At 59.5% G+C, this 13,580-nt stretch carries 16 protein-coding genes; 3 read left to right on the top strand and 13 right to left on the bottom strand.

The window, feature by feature from the left end; all coding sequences use genetic code 11:
- Nucleotides 1–240 precede the first annotated feature (240 nt).
- From rpsI to FHU41_RS07305, 10 genes are all read right to left on the bottom strand, one after another.
- On the bottom strand, nucleotides 241–759 hold the full coding sequence (gene rpsI / locus FHU41_RS07260) for a 30S ribosomal protein S9 (RefSeq protein ID WP_179388901.1): 519 nt from the start codon (nucleotides 757–759) through the stop codon (nucleotides 241–243).
- A gap of 38 nt (nucleotides 760–797) precedes the next feature.
- Nucleotides 798–1,241, bottom strand: a complete 444-nt coding sequence (gene rplM / locus FHU41_RS07265; RefSeq protein ID WP_179388902.1) for a 50S ribosomal protein L13 — start codon at nucleotides 1,239–1,241, stop codon at nucleotides 798–800.
- 259 nt (nucleotides 1,242–1,500) lie between these two features.
- Nucleotides 1,501–2,400 carry a tRNA pseudouridine(38-40) synthase TruA gene (truA, locus tag FHU41_RS07270; protein ID WP_179388903.1) on the bottom strand — a complete coding sequence of 300 codons (900 nt, stop codon included), beginning with the start codon at nucleotides 2,398–2,400 and terminating at the stop codon, nucleotides 1,501–1,503.
- Nucleotides 2,401–2,422: 22 nt separating this feature from the next.
- The gene (gene rplQ / locus FHU41_RS07275) at nucleotides 2,423–3,130 is read right to left on the bottom strand and encodes a 50S ribosomal protein L17, sunset domain variant (protein WP_179388904.1); all 708 of its coding nucleotides are present in this window, start codon (nucleotides 3,128–3,130) and stop codon (nucleotides 2,423–2,425) included.
- Between the two features lie 83 nt (nucleotides 3,131–3,213).
- Nucleotides 3,214–4,221 (bottom strand): DNA-directed RNA polymerase subunit alpha, encoded by a 1,008-nt coding sequence (locus tag FHU41_RS07280; protein WP_179388905.1) that lies wholly within the window; start codon nucleotides 4,219–4,221, stop codon nucleotides 3,214–3,216.
- Between the two features lie 154 nt (nucleotides 4,222–4,375).
- Nucleotides 4,376–4,777 carry a 30S ribosomal protein S11 gene (rpsK, locus tag FHU41_RS07285; protein ID WP_179388906.1) on the bottom strand — a complete coding sequence of 134 codons (402 nt, stop codon included), beginning with the start codon at nucleotides 4,775–4,777 and terminating at the stop codon, nucleotides 4,376–4,378.
- 33 nt (nucleotides 4,778–4,810) lie between these two features.
- Complete coding sequence (rpsM, locus tag FHU41_RS07290) at nucleotides 4,811–5,188, bottom strand: 30S ribosomal protein S13 (protein WP_045075214.1); 378 nt, start codon at nucleotides 5,186–5,188, stop codon at nucleotides 4,811–4,813.
- A gap of 160 nt (nucleotides 5,189–5,348) precedes the next feature.
- A complete protein-coding gene (gene rpmJ / locus FHU41_RS07295) occupies nucleotides 5,349–5,462 on the bottom strand; it encodes a 50S ribosomal protein L36 (RefSeq protein ID WP_011775570.1) in 114 nt (37 codons plus the stop codon).
- A gap of 42 nt (nucleotides 5,463–5,504) precedes the next feature.
- On the bottom strand, nucleotides 5,505–5,726 hold the full coding sequence (infA, locus tag FHU41_RS07300) for a translation initiation factor IF-1 (RefSeq protein WP_009358723.1): 222 nt from the start codon (nucleotides 5,724–5,726) through the stop codon (nucleotides 5,505–5,507).
- A gap of 250 nt (nucleotides 5,727–5,976) precedes the next feature.
- Nucleotides 5,977–6,963, bottom strand: a complete 987-nt coding sequence (locus tag FHU41_RS07305; protein WP_246279447.1) for a P1 family peptidase — start codon at nucleotides 6,961–6,963, stop codon at nucleotides 5,977–5,979.
- A gap of 229 nt (nucleotides 6,964–7,192) precedes the next feature.
- Between FHU41_RS07305 and FHU41_RS07310 the strand changes: the two genes are divergently transcribed.
- The 3 genes from FHU41_RS07310 to FHU41_RS07320 are packed head-to-tail and all read left to right on the top strand — an operon-like array spanning nucleotide 7,193 to nucleotide 10,402.
- Nucleotides 7,193–8,125, top strand: coding sequence for a carbohydrate ABC transporter permease (locus tag FHU41_RS07310; protein WP_179388907.1), 933 nt, complete (start codon nucleotides 7,193–7,195; stop codon nucleotides 8,123–8,125).
- Complete coding sequence (locus FHU41_RS07315) at nucleotides 8,122–8,997, top strand: carbohydrate ABC transporter permease (protein WP_179388908.1); 876 nt, start codon at nucleotides 8,122–8,124, stop codon at nucleotides 8,995–8,997. The genes FHU41_RS07310 and FHU41_RS07315 overlap by 4 nt, the downstream gene beginning before the upstream one ends.
- Nucleotides 8,998–9,046: 49 nt before the next feature.
- Entirely contained in the window at nucleotides 9,047–10,402 is a 1,356-nt protein-coding gene (locus tag FHU41_RS07320) for an ABC transporter substrate-binding protein (protein WP_179388909.1), read from the top strand.
- 173 nt (nucleotides 10,403–10,575) lie between these two features.
- Here the strand turns inward: FHU41_RS07320 and map are convergent, their stop codons facing one another.
- The 3 genes from map to secY all read right to left on the bottom strand — a co-directional run bounded on the left by map (nucleotide 10,576) and on the right by secY (nucleotide 13,575).
- Entirely contained in the window at nucleotides 10,576–11,406 is an 831-nt protein-coding gene (gene map / locus FHU41_RS07325; protein ID WP_179388910.1) for a type I methionyl aminopeptidase, read from the bottom strand.
- Nucleotides 11,407–11,668: 262 nt separating this feature from the next.
- The gene (locus FHU41_RS07330) at nucleotides 11,669–12,247 is read right to left on the bottom strand and encodes an adenylate kinase (RefSeq protein WP_246279448.1); all 579 of its coding nucleotides are present in this window, start codon (nucleotides 12,245–12,247) and stop codon (nucleotides 11,669–11,671) included.
- The gene (gene secY / locus FHU41_RS07335; RefSeq protein ID WP_179388911.1) at nucleotides 12,244–13,575 is read right to left on the bottom strand and encodes a preprotein translocase subunit SecY; all 1,332 of its coding nucleotides are present in this window, start codon (nucleotides 13,573–13,575) and stop codon (nucleotides 12,244–12,246) included. The genes FHU41_RS07330 and secY overlap by 4 nt, the downstream gene beginning before the upstream one ends.
- Nucleotides 13,576–13,580 lie beyond the last annotated feature (5 nt).

The raw sequence follows: 13,580 nt of genomic DNA on the forward strand, positions 1-13,580 counted from the left end.
TTTCGCGATAGTCCACTGACTTCGCGATAGCCTACTGACCCGACATTGGACTATCGCGAAGTCGATGAGCTATCGCGAACCAGCTGGCGCTCCCGCACACACACAAACCCCCGAAAAACCCCACAAGCCCCAGGGACGCGAAAAGGCCCGGTCGCAGAGCGACCGGGCCTTCCGTATGAATATTTAGCGCTTGTGGAGCCAGGGGCTACCGGGTCCCGAACTTTGCTGGCAAAGTTTGGGTTAGCGCTTGGAGTACTGCGGAGCCTTACGAGCCTTCTTCAAACCGGCCTTCTTACGCTCGATGACGCGAGCGTCACGAGTCAAGAAGCCAGCCTTCTTCAAGGTCGGGCGGTTGTTCTCTTCGTCGATCTCGTTCAGCGAACGAGCAACGCCGAGACGCAAAGCGCCAGCCTGGCCGGAGGGGCCACCACCATGAATACGGGCAATAACGTCATAGGCACCATCCAGATCGAGGATCTTGAACGGCTCGTTGACTTCCTGCTGGTGCAGCTTGTTCGGGAAGTAATCGGCCAATTCGCGGCCGTTCACAACCCACTTGCCGGTACCGGGAACAACCCGAACCCGAGCGATGGCTTCCTTGCGGCGGCCAACAGCGGAACCCGGAACGGTAAGCGCCGGGCGCTCCTTCTTCGGGGCGGACTCGGTAGCGCCAGCGCTCTCCGAGGTATAGCTAGTCAATACTTCTTCCTCAGGCGCCTCAGCGACCTCGGTGTTCAGCTCTTCAGTGTTCTGAGCCACGATTCTCCTTGATTAAGTGTGTTTTACGTAGCGCAGGACTACTGAGCGACCTGGGTGATTTCAAACGTCTTGGGCTGCTGAGCGGCATGCGGGTGCTCAGCGCCACGGTAGACCTTGAGTTTGGACAGCTGTTGAGCGGCCAGCGAAGTCTTGGGCAGCATGCCCTTGATGGCCTTCTCCACGGCGCGAACCGGGTTCTTCTCCAAGAGCTCGGCGTAGTTCACGCTGGAGAGACCACCCGGGTAACCGGAGTGGCGGTAAGCGCGCTTCTGCTCAAGCTTGGCGCCGGTCAGGGCAACCTTCTCAGCGTTGATGATAATGACGAAGTCACCCATATCCATATGGGATGCAAAGGTCGGCTTGTGCTTTCCGCGCAGCAGTGTTGCGGTCTGGCTGGCAAGACGACCCAGGACAACGTCGGTGGCGTCAATGACGTGCCACTGGCGGTTGATGTCGCCGGGCTTCGGGGTGTACGTACGCACAGTTTTTGCCTTCGTTTCGTGTTCTTGGGGAATGCTACGGGCGTTTACTACCGACAGCATTACAGCTCGTGCGCCACCGGTCAGAGGTGAGGGCTCTATTTGACCGGTAATCCACGTCCCGGAGCACCCCGCACCTGACGACTCTGCAACTGAGTCAGCGCCTGGATGCACATTCCCGAGTGAGGACACGCACAACGACTATCAATATTACCTTGCCCGGCGGCTAGGTCCAAATGCAACCATCTTCACCCGGACCAGCTCACTCCCGGCGTGCCCGGGTGAGTTCCGCCCGCAAGCCAAGTTCGCCGTCGTCGGGATAAGCCACCTGCTCCAACACCAGCGGATGGGGCGGTGCTAGCAGGGAACGCGCGTCCCGCATCTTGGCGGCCAGCCGTTCCGCTAGCCAGCCGACCGGCTGCTCCCCGCTGCCCACCTGCACGGCGGAACCAATCAGCGCACGAACCATATTGTGACAGAACGCGTCGGCCTGCACCGTCACCACCAGCACCCCATCCGAGCCACGAGCGAATTCAAAACGTTGCAGTTCACGAACCGTGCTGGCCAAAGCAGAATTGGCCCGAGGCTTACAAAAGGAGCGGAAATCTTGCAGGCCCAGCAATGGCGCTGCCGCCTGATTGAGGCGTTCGACGTCGAGCGGCAGCTTATGCCACCAGGTGAACTGACGGCGGGTCGGGTCCCAATCCCCGGGCCGATCGGCCACCCGATAGCTGTAGCGCCGCCACAACGCTGAGAATCGAGCGTCAAACCCCGGGGCGGCAAGGGCGGCCGCGGCCACCACAATCGCCCCAGTGTTCTCACCGAGCACCCTGGAGAGCGTGCCCCGCAGCCTGCGGAGCAACGCTTCCTCCGGGCTCTGACTACTGCGGCGAGCCAATCCTGCCCACTCCGCAGGGCTCAGATCGATATGTACCACCTGGCCACGGGCATGCACCCCGGCATCGGTACGACCGGCCACCGTGGTCCGGATCGAACGCCGTAGCAACATTGCCAAAGCATCCTCCAGGGAGCCCTGCACGGTGACCCGATCAGGTTGCACCGCCCAGCCGTTGAAGGGGGCTCCATCATAGGAGAGATCAAGCCGGACACGAAGAAACCCACCATCTCCGGGAGGGGAGATGGTGGGTTCCATCATGGACATAGCTGAAGTTTAGCCACCAGAATTACTTGGCAGCTTCCTCTTCTTCGCCTTCTGCCTGAGCATCTTCGCCGCCTGCGGGCTCGAAGCCAGCAGCTTTGGCGTCCTCGGCGGTGGCGAACCACACCTCGGCAACCGTCTGGTCATACCAGCGCGAACCAGCAACGTGGTACTTCATCGAGTCTTCGTTGCCCTTGATGTCGAAGCCTTCGGGGGCTTCATTGACATCTTCTAGAACAGCGTGCGAACCGGCGTACTTCGGCGCGTCCTCGCTCGCCTCAACAGCGGCTTCCTCGGTCTCAACGACCTTGGCGGGCTTGGCCGACTGCTCAGCAGCACTCTGGGCCTCGGCAACAACGGCCTGCTTGGGGCTGACCGGCTCCAGAACCAGTTCAATAACGGCCATCGGGGCGTTATCGCCCTTGCGGTTGCCGATCTTGGTGATCCGGGTGTAGCCGCCGTCGCGCTTCTCAACGGCCTCGGCGATGTCGGTGAACAACTCGTGCACAATGCTCTTATTGCTGATCACACCGAGCACCCGACGGCGGGAAGCCAGGTCGCCGCGCTTGGCGAAGGTGATCAGACGCTCAGCATAGGGACGCAGCCGCTTGGCCTTGGTCTCCGTGGTGGTGATGCGCTTGTGCTCGAAAAGGGATGCCGCCAGGTTCGCGAGCATCAAACGCTCGTGAGCCGGGCCACCGCCCAGGCGCGGACCCTTAGTGGGGGTAGGCATAATGTTTTCTCCTCAATTGGATAGCGGTGGTTCTCAGCTGCAAGCAACCGAGCCCGCCGGAAAGCTAATTCAAATACAGACTTTTAGAGCTCGTCGTCGCTGAAGGTATCGTCTTCATCGATAGCGGCAGCGCGGGCGGCGAGATCAAATCCTGGAGGAGAATCCTTCAAGGACAGCCCCAGTTCCACGAGCTTTGCCTTGACCTCGTCAATGGACTTCGCACCGAAGTTGCGGATGTCCATCAAATCGGCCTCGGAGCGAGCCACGAGTTCACCCACGGTGTGGATGCCCTCGCGCTTGAGGCAGTTGTAGGAACGAACCGTAAGGTCCAGGTCCTCGATCGGCAGCGCCATATCGGCAGCCAAGGCGGCATCGGTCGGCGAGGGGCCGATCTCAATGCCTTCGGCAGCGGTATTCAGCTCGCGGGCCAGGCCGAACAGCTCCACCAAGGTGGTGCCAGCCGAAGCCACGGCATCGCGCGGGGCGATGGCCTGCTTGGTCTCCACGTCCACGATCAAGCGATCGAAGTCAGTGCGCTGCTCAACACGGGTCGCTTCCACGCGGAAGGTCACCTTGAGCACCGGTGAGTAGATCGAGTCAACCGGAATCCGGCCAATCTCGGCGTCACCGGACTTGTTCTGCGATGCCGAAACGTAGCCACGGCCACGCTCGATGGTCAGTTCGAGTTCGAACTTACCCTTCGAGTTCAGGGTCGCGATGTGCAGATCCGGGTTGTGGAATTCCACACCGGCCGGCGGGGCGATATCAGCAGCGGTAACGACGCCGGGGCCCTGCTTGCGCAGGTAGGCCACCACGGGCTCGTCGTGCTCGGAGGAGACCGAGAGGTTCTTGATGTTCAGGATGATCTCGGTGACATCTTCCTTAACACCGGGCACGGTGGTGAACTCGTGCAGCACGCCGTCAACGCGAATGCTGGTAACAGCAGCACCCGGGATCGAGGAGAGCAGAGTGCGGCGGAGTGAGTTCCCCAGGGTGTAGCCGAAGCCGGGTTCTAGCGGCTCAATGATGAACCGCGAACGGTTATCGGAGACAACTTCTTCGGAGAGGGTCGGGCGCTGTGCAATGAGCACTTGGTTTTCCTTTCAGCGAGCATCCGCTATATGACGCAACACAGGTAGTGGAAAGAAGGATCTAAAGTCTTTAACCGGCGTGGGCTTGCCGCGAACCGTGAGGTCCGCGACAAGCTTGCCGATGTGATCTAACCGTGCAGGCAGACCGGCGCCGTTAGACGCGGCGACGCTTCGGCGGACGGCAGCCGTTGTGCGCACTCGGGGTCACGTCCTGGATGGAACCGACCTCCAGGCCAGTGGCCTGCAGCGAACGGATAGCGGTCTCGCGACCGGATCCCGGGCCCTTGACGAAAACGTCAACCTTGCGAACGCCGTGCTCCTGCGCACGCTTTGCAGCCTGCTCGGCGGCGAGCTGGGCGGCGAACGGGGTGGACTTCCGCGAACCCTTGAAGCCAACCTCACCTGAGGAAGCCCAAGCGATAACGGCACCAGCCGGATCCGTGATGGTCACGATGGTGTTGTTAAAGGTGCTCTTGATGTGCGCCTGGCCAAGCGCGATATTTTTCTTGTCCTTCTTACGCGGCTTGCGAACCGCGCCACGAGTCTTCGGGGGCATTGTTTCTCCTAAATTCTGATCAGCTGGACGCTATTAACGTCCGGCCTTCTTCTTGCCGGCAACGGTGCGCTTCGGGCCCTTACGGGTGCGCGCATTGGTCTTGGTGCGCTGGCCGTGAACCGGCAAGCCGCGACGGTGACGAATACCCTGGTAGCTGCCGATTTCCACCTTGCGACGGATATCTGCTGCTACCTCGCGACGGAGGTCACCCTCGACCTTGAAGTTGCCTTCAATGAAGTCACGGAGTTGAACGAGTTCAGCATCGGAGAGGTCCTTGACTCGAACATCCGGGGAAATGCCGGTTTCGGTCAAGGTCTGGTGTGCACGGGTCTTGCCCACGCCATAGATGTAAGTAAGCGCAACTTCCAGCCGCTTTTCGCGGGGAAGATCAACGCCAGCGAGACGAGCCATAGTGGCGGTACTCCTTGGTTTATCCGGAGGTCGTAGGCAGTACACCCGCTATGCGGCCCCGGCCTCCGACCGGGGGTGGGCCGAATCTTCCGATTCGGCCTGTGCTGCCTTTATCTATTTATTACGTGAACAGAGCAGGGTTGCTCTCCCGTGGGGAGAATTAGCCCTGGCGCTGCTTGTGGCGTGGGTTCTCGCAGATCACCATGACCCGGCCATTACGGCGGATCACCTTGCATTTATCGCAGATCTGCTTGACGCTCGGCTTGACCTTCATGGCATTCCTTTGCGTGTGAGCAGTTGAGTAGAGAGTTGAGTCTTATTTGTAGCGGTAAACGATGCGGCCGCGAGTAAGGTCGTAAGGACTCAGCTCCACCACAACCCGGTCCTCTGGGAGGATTCGAATGTAGTGCTGGCGCATCTTTCCAGAAATGTGAGCGAGTACGATGTGCTTATTGGTCAGCTCAACACGAAACATCGCGTTGGGCAGCGCCTCAGTCACTACGCCCTCGATCTCAATGACCCCGTCTTTTTTGGCCATATCCTCCGCTAACTGTTGTGCGCCTCTCGCCGAAACGAAAGGCTAATTTTTGACACTATTTCGGTCATCGCACCACGGCCACGCATCATCCACACCAAAACACTAGGAAAAGGTTTGAATGGGCGCGCCAAAGCGCAGACAACCAACAAACAACTTTACGCCATCGGGGCGGATATGTTAAATCCGTCGTGGCTTAAGCACAAGCCCGCTCTACCCCGGAACCTCCGAGCGCCGTTTAGTCGTAGCGCAACTACCTTTTGGTGCCCCCGGAGACCGGCCAGCGGCTGAAGGTTCCTGCCGAGGTGGTCACGGAACTCGCACAACGAATGGCGTCCTCAATGGCCGCCTGCACCACCACCGCCGCCATCGACTGCAGCTCGACCAACGGCACCACATCTGCCTTACCCTGCCCCACCAGCTCCAGCTCTCCGGTGGCCAGTGTAAAGATCGTGTCGCCGTCGAGCAGGGTATGGACGGGAGCCAGCGCCCTGGCCATTCCGGCATGGGCAGCCGTTGCCGTCCGCTTCGCCTGAGCCGGGCTGAGTACCGCGTTCGTGGCCACCACGGCGAGCGTGGTGTTGAGTCCGGGCGGTTGCCCCTCCAGTTGGCGGAGGGTCTCGTCCGCGCCCACGGGATGTCCGACGGCGTTGACCACCACGAGCGCGCCGACCACCACTTCGGAGTTCAACCCCCGCAATCGGATGGAAGCGGTACCCACTCCCCCTTTGAACAAGCCTCGCCCCAGAGCTGCTCCGGCGCCCGCGCCGACATTGCCGCGGCGTACTTCGCCAGCATGCGCCTCCTGCGCGGCTTGGTATCCCATCTCCTGATCCGGCCGCAGCGTGAAGTCCCCACCTCGGCCCAGATCGAAAATCGCCGCGGCCGGCACAATCGGCACCCTGCCGCCCTCGACTTCGTAACCGCGGCCCTGTTCCTCGCACCAGCGCATCACACCATGCGCGCTTACCAAGCCGTAAGCACTACCGCCGGTCAGCACCACGGCGTCAACGGTTGAGACCAGCGTGGTTGGGTCCAGGGCATCCGTCTCATGTGTGCCGGGACCACCACCTCGTACATCAACAGCACCCACGGTTCCGAGCGGAGGAATCACCACGCTCACTCCGCTCAGCCAGCCCGCTCCGTTGCGTTCCACCTGGCCCACCAGCACGCCCGGAACGTCGGTTAACTGCCCACTTGAGGTCGCTACGCCGTCCATCATCCCTCCATTGTTGACCATTTTCGTTTCGCTGTCGTCAAGTGGAAAAGGTTTTTGAGCCTCAACTCGGTTAATTTTCAGGTAAGGCACGTAATTTGGGTAAACACTCGGTGAAGCCTGCGGGAACATTGACGCGGGCAGCACCATTTTGGCAAGACAACGTCGTCACCTGTGCTGGAGTAGTCGAGGAATCATTCCGCACCGCTTTGGGGCGTCGTGCGGACAATGAAAGCGAAGCGAGACTGCCCATATGACTACATCACCTACCGCCTCGGGTGGAGGCACCAAAATCAAGCAGCGATTCTGGACCGCGCGCAGCCGACGCGATGCCTGGATATTTCTGGCCTTTGCACTGCCCAATATTGCCCTGATCGTAATGTTCACCTACCGGCCGCTCATCGCCAATATCCAGTATTCATTTTTGGACTGGACCCTTGGCTCAGATTTCGCCACCGCCGTCGGACTGAACAACTACGTCACCTTCTTCACCTCCTCCGACGCCCCGGAGGTGCTAGGAACCACAGCGATCTTTACGGTGCTAACGGTCGGCGGCGCCATGGTGTTGGGGCTGCTGATCGCACTTGCACTCAACCAGAAGCTCCCCGGGCGAACTTTTGCCCGCTCGGCCATCTTCGCCCCCTATGTCCTCTCCGGCGTCGGGGTTGGTCTGGTCTGGCTCTTCATCTTCGATCCGGTCTACGGCGCACTCTCCTGGGTACTGCGTGGGCTCGGGCAAAGCAGCCCGCAATGGATCAACGATCCCAAGCTGGCCTTGACCATGGTCATCATCGTCTACATCTGGAAGAACCTCGGCTATTGCGCAGTGGTTTACCTAGCTGGCCTACAATCGATGCCTCAGGATGTGATGGAAGCAGCGTCCCTTGATGGCGCCGGGGTGGTGCGAAGGTTCTTCGCCATCGTCTTCCCTTTACTCTCCCCCACCACCTTCTTCTTGCTGATCACTTCTTTGCTTTCCTCGCTACAGGCTTTCGATATCTTGAAGATCATGACGCCCACCGGCCAGGGCACCAATACCTTGATGTTCGAAACCTATTTGCAGGCCTTCGGTGCCTATAACCGAGCAGGTTATTCGGCGGCCATCTCCGTTGTGCTCTTCTTGCTGCTGCTGATCATGACTGCGGTGCAAATGCGCTTCGTCGAGCGAAAGGTGCACTACGCATGAGCGCCTCTCCTATTGCGAGCCGACGCCCCGGCCCGTTCTCAGCCAAGAACCTGGTCAAGACCCTGGTCGGCGGATATCTTCCCTTGCTGATCGCCACTCTGGTGGTGTTCCTGCCGCTATTGTGGATGATCCTCTCCTCTTTCAGGGCTCCCGGCGAAATCATCACCACGGATCTCAAGGTGCTCCCGCAGGCTCCCAACTTCGATAACTACGCCACCGCGGCCACCACGGTACCGTTTGCCCGGTTCTTCTTGAACAGCGTGATCGTCACCGCGGTCGGGTCAGTGATCAAGTGTGTGTTGGCGGTGCTCACCGCATATGCCCTGGTCTTCATCCGGTTCCCCTTCAAGCGGCTCATCTTCATGTTGATCCTGGTGGCCCTAATGGTTCCGCCACAGGTCGCCGTACTGCCTAACTACGTGCTGATCTCAAGCTTGAACGGGCAGAACACCTACTGGGGCATCATCCTGCCGGGCCTAGGAACGGCCTTCGGCACCTTCTTGCTTCGCCAGCACTTTATGACCTTGCCAACCTCGATTCTGGAATCCGCCGAAATCGACGGGGCTGGGCACTGGCGAAGGCTGTGGAAGATCGTGGTCCCCATTTCGGTGCCTTCTATCGCCACAGTTGCTTTGGTCACCATTGTGACCGAATGGAATGAGTACATTTGGCCACTCATCATCACCACTAAGCCGGAGATGATGACGCTTCCCGTTGGCCTGACTCTGCTGAGTAATTCAGATTCGAGTTCCCAAGCCTGGGGTGTACTGATGGCCGGGGCGGTTATCGTCATTCTGCCAATTCTGATCATCTTCGCCGCGCTTCAGCGTTACATCGTCTCCGGGCTCACTCAGGGCTCGGTGACCGGCTAGCCTCCCAAACCAGTTTGCTGCACCATTCAAACCCAATGAAAGGCACAACATGAACATCAACCGCAAAGGATTCCTCACCCTCGGAGGTCTGGGAATAGGTGCGACGGCGCTCGCTGCCTGCGGTGGGCCTAGCACCAGTGGTGCGGCCACTGACACGGCCTCAAGCACCGATTGGTCCAAGGTGACCCCCGCCAGCGAAATCAGTTTCCTCTCTAGCCACCCCGGTTCATCTCAGCCAATCGAGCAAAAGCTGATTGCCGATTTTCAGACCGCCAACCCCGGAATCAAGGTCAACCTGATCAGTGGCGGAGCGAACTACGAGGAGGTAGCCCAGAAGTTCCAGACTGCACAGACCGGTAATGACACCCCGGATATCGTGCTGGCCTCCGACGTCTGGTGGTTCCGCTTTGCACTTGCCGATTCGATTATCCCGATTGATGATCTACTCAAGGCCGTGAACGATAAGACCGATGACTTCAACCCCACGCTGTACAACGATTACAAGTACAACGACCAGCACTGGGCCGTGCCAAATAACCGTTCCACCCCATTGTTCTACTACAACAAGGACCACTTCAAGGCGGCTGGCGTGCCTGACCGGGCACCGAAGACCTGGGACGAGTTCGCTGAATGGGCACCGAAGATCCAACAGGCCAATGCTTCTAAACCAGGATTCCTACACGCCTATCAGTACCCAGCTCTAGCCGGCTATGCCGGCTGGACTCTGCAGAACGTGCTCTGGGGCTTCGGTGGTGCCTGGTCCAAGGATTGGGATATCACCCCAGATTCCGATGAGTCGGTCAAAGCCATGCAATGGGTTCAGGACAGCATCGTGAAGAACAGCTGGGCTGGGGTTTCCTCCAAGGATGCGGTGGGCGATATGACCGCAGGTGCGGTCAGTTCCACAGTCTCCTCCACCGGCGACCTGGTTGGCACGCTCAAGGCGGCCAAAGAAAAGGGCATGAACATCGGCGTGGGTTTCTTGCCCGGCGGCCCGGTCAATGCCTCCCTGGTCTGCCCGACAGGCGGTGCGGGCCTTGCAATTGCCAAGAAGAGCAGCCCAGAGCGTCAGCTCGCGGCCGCGAAGTTCCTCAGCTTCTACACGGATGCGCAGAACACCGCACAGTTCTCCGAAGCCACCGGCTATATGCCTTCCCGCACCTCCGCCGATATGTCTGCGGTGCTGGCTAAGACCCCACAGATCCAGGTTGCTCTCGATCAGCTCAAGGTGACTAAGAGCCAGGACTACGCCCGGGTGTTCTTGCCCGGCGCAGATCAGGAGATGGCCAAGGCGGCCGCCAAGATCATGAATGAGAAGGCGGATGTGAAGTCCACCCTGACCGACCTAAAGACCACTCTGCAGGGCATTTATGAAAAGGACGTCAAGCCGAAGCTTAAGTCCTAAGAGCTAGCTTCGACTTCGCGAGGGTACAAACAAGGGGCTCGGACGCAGGTCCGGGCCCCTCAGTTTCATTCCGCATAATTCCCGGTTCGGGATAGTCCAATGACTTCGGGATAGTCCACTGCGCCGTCATTGAGCTATCGCGATGCCATTGAAATATCGCGAGCGAATGCCACTCAGCTAAGCGGCACCGGGGTGACGCCGAAAGCTTGGAGCGCGGCAGCACCGCCGTCGGGCGCGGTAAGCACCCAAATGCCGCCCTCATGCACGGCAACGGAGTTCTCCCAGTGAGCGGCGCGCTGACCGTCTTCGGTCACCACAGTCCACTCATCGGCAAGCGTTCGGGTGGCAATACCGCCGCGAACCAGCAGCGGTTCAATAGCCAACGCCATGCCCGGACGGAGCTTAGGGCCACGGCTGCGGGAGCGGTAATTCAGCACATCCGGATCCATGTGCATAGCCGAACCGATCCCGTGCCCGGTGTAATCCTCGATAATGCCGAATTTCGAGCCATACTTTTCGGTGACGAAATCATCGATGGCATCCCCGATCTCCCCCACCCGCGAGGCTGAAGCCATCGCCGCTATCCCCCGCCACATGGCAGTTTCGGTAGCTTTAGACAGTTCGACGTCGGCAGGATCGGCGGTGCCCACGGTCACGGTTCGGGCCGAATCAGCATGCCAACCACCGATAATCGCTCCGCCATCGATGGACAGCAAGTCTCCGTCCTGAAGCTTCCGTTCGTTCGGAATGCCATGCACCACCTGCTCGTTCACCGATGTGCAGATGGTCGCCGGGTAGCCGTAGTAGCCCAAGAAGTTCGATTGGGCACCGGCGGCAGCCAATTGCTCGGCGAATAGGGCATCCAATTCCAAGGTGCTCACGCCAACCCCTGCCGCGGCCACCGTCACGTCCAAGGCGGCAGAAAGGATCAGCCCGGCCTCGCTCATTAAGCGGAATTGCTCGGGGGTCTTGAGTTCAATCTGTCCTCGTCCGAAACCAGCCATTGCCTATTTTCCTTCTTTCTCGGCCAGCAGGATGATCGGCAGAGCACCGGAAAGTGCTCTGCTGATCGATATCGTGCCCGCACTCCTTCGATTGGCACCGCTGCTTCGGCGAGCTGATCCAGAAACTCCCGGACGCCGTCGAAGGTTTCCTCTCGAGAACGAGTTGAGGTTTTCCTTGTTAGGAGCGAGCGCAAGCCCGCAGAGATGCCCGTCCTCAGGAGGGATCCCCAGCGGAAAACCGCCGGGAATCCGCTCAGCGAAGCTAGGAGCCGATCACACCGTCAATAGCAGCCATGATCCGGTCGGTCACTTCATTGATCGCACCGAGTCCGTCAACCTTGGCCAGAATGCCTTGCTCGGCGTAACGGGTCACCACGATCTCGGTTTGGGTGTGGTAAAGATCCAAGCGATGCCGGATGACGTTCTCATCATCGTCGCTACGACCCGACTCTTTAGCCCGGCCCAGCAACCTGGTTACCAGTTCCTCATCCTCGACCGTAAGCTGCAAAACCACATCGAGTTGCTTACCTTCGGCGGCCAGAATATCGGCCAGCTCATCGACCTGGGCAGAGGTTCGCGGGTAACCATCCAGCAGGAAGCCGTCCCGCACATCCTCATGGCTGAGCCGGTCGCGGACCATCTTATTGGTCACGCTGTCCGGAACGTAGTCTCCTGCGTCCATGTACTTCTTGGCTTCCAGGCCGAGCGCGGTCTCGCCTTTGACATTCGCCCGGAAGATGTCTCCCGTGGAGATAGCCACAATGCCCAGCCGGTCGGAAATCCGTTCCGCCTGAGTTCCTTTGCCGGATCCTGGCGGGCCAACAATGAGCATTCTGGTCATCGCAACAACCCTTCGTAGTGTCGTTGCTGCAATTGAGCATCGATCTGTTTGACGGTTTCCAGCCCCACTCCCACCATGATCAGCAGCGAAGTACCGCCGAAGGGGAAGTTCTGGTTGGCGTTGATCAGTACCAGAGCAATCAACGGGATAAGCGCTACCAAGCCCAGGTACAGTGCACCTGGCAGGGTGATCCGAGAGAGCACGTACTGCAAGTAGTCTGCCGTCGGCTTACCCGCACGAATGCCCGGGATAAAGCCGCCGTACTTCTTCATGTTGTCGGAAACTTCTTCAGGGTTGAAGGTGATAGCGACGTAGAAGTAGGTGAAGAAGACGATCATCAGGAAGTACAACACCATGTAGATGGGGTGATCGCCCTTGGTGAGATTGTCATTGATCCAGTTAGCCCAAGCCGGTGCATCCTGTGGCTTGCCTTGAATCACGAACTGCGAGATCAAGGAGGGCAGGTAGAGCAAGGAAGATGCGAAGATGACTGGCACCACGCCGGCCATGTTCACCTTGATCGGGATGTAGGTGTTGGTGCCACCCACGGTACGTCGTCCGACCATTCGTTTGGCGTACTGCACCGGGATGCGGCGCTGCGACTGTTCGACGAAGACCACTAGCGCCACCACGACGATGCCCAGCAGGATCACGATGAAGAAGGTACCCGGACCCTTCGTGGTCCAGATCTCGCCCAGCGAGGTGGGGAAACGAGCCACGATCGAGGTGAAGATAAGCAGCGACATGCCGTTGCCCACACCCTTTTCGGTGACAAGCTCGCCCATCCACATGATCAGGCCGGTGCCTGCTGTCAGGGTGATGATCAGCAAGATGGTGGTAACGATCGAGCTATCGGGAACGATGGCTCCCGCGGTGCCGTCCTGACCACAACCACCCAGCAGCGTGCCGGAACGTGCCAACGACACCAGCGTCGTGGCGTTCAGCAGACCGAGGGCGATGGTCAGATAACGGGTGTATTGGGTGAGCTTGCTCTGGCCCTGAGCGCCTTCCAGGTGAAGTTCCTGGAAGCGGGGAATAACCACCCGGAGCAACTGAATAATAATGCTCGCGGTGATGTAGGGCATGATGCCCAGGGCGAAGATGGATACCTGGAGCAGAGCGCCACCACTGAAAAGGTTGACCAATTGGTAGATGCCGCCGCTGGTATCACCGCCGCCCGGGGCGAGACAAGCCTGAACGTTTGCGTAACTGATCCCGGGGGACGGGATGAAGGCTCCGAGCCGGAAGATGGCGATGATGCCCAGCGTGAACAACAACTTGCGTCGCAGGTCAGGCGTCCGAAAGGCGCGGCCAATTGCGGAAAGCAAGCGTC

Source organism: Psychromicrobium silvestre (genome assembly GCF_013408295.1).
Classification (GTDB): Bacteria; Actinomycetota; Actinomycetes; order Actinomycetales; family Micrococcaceae; genus Renibacterium; species Renibacterium silvestre.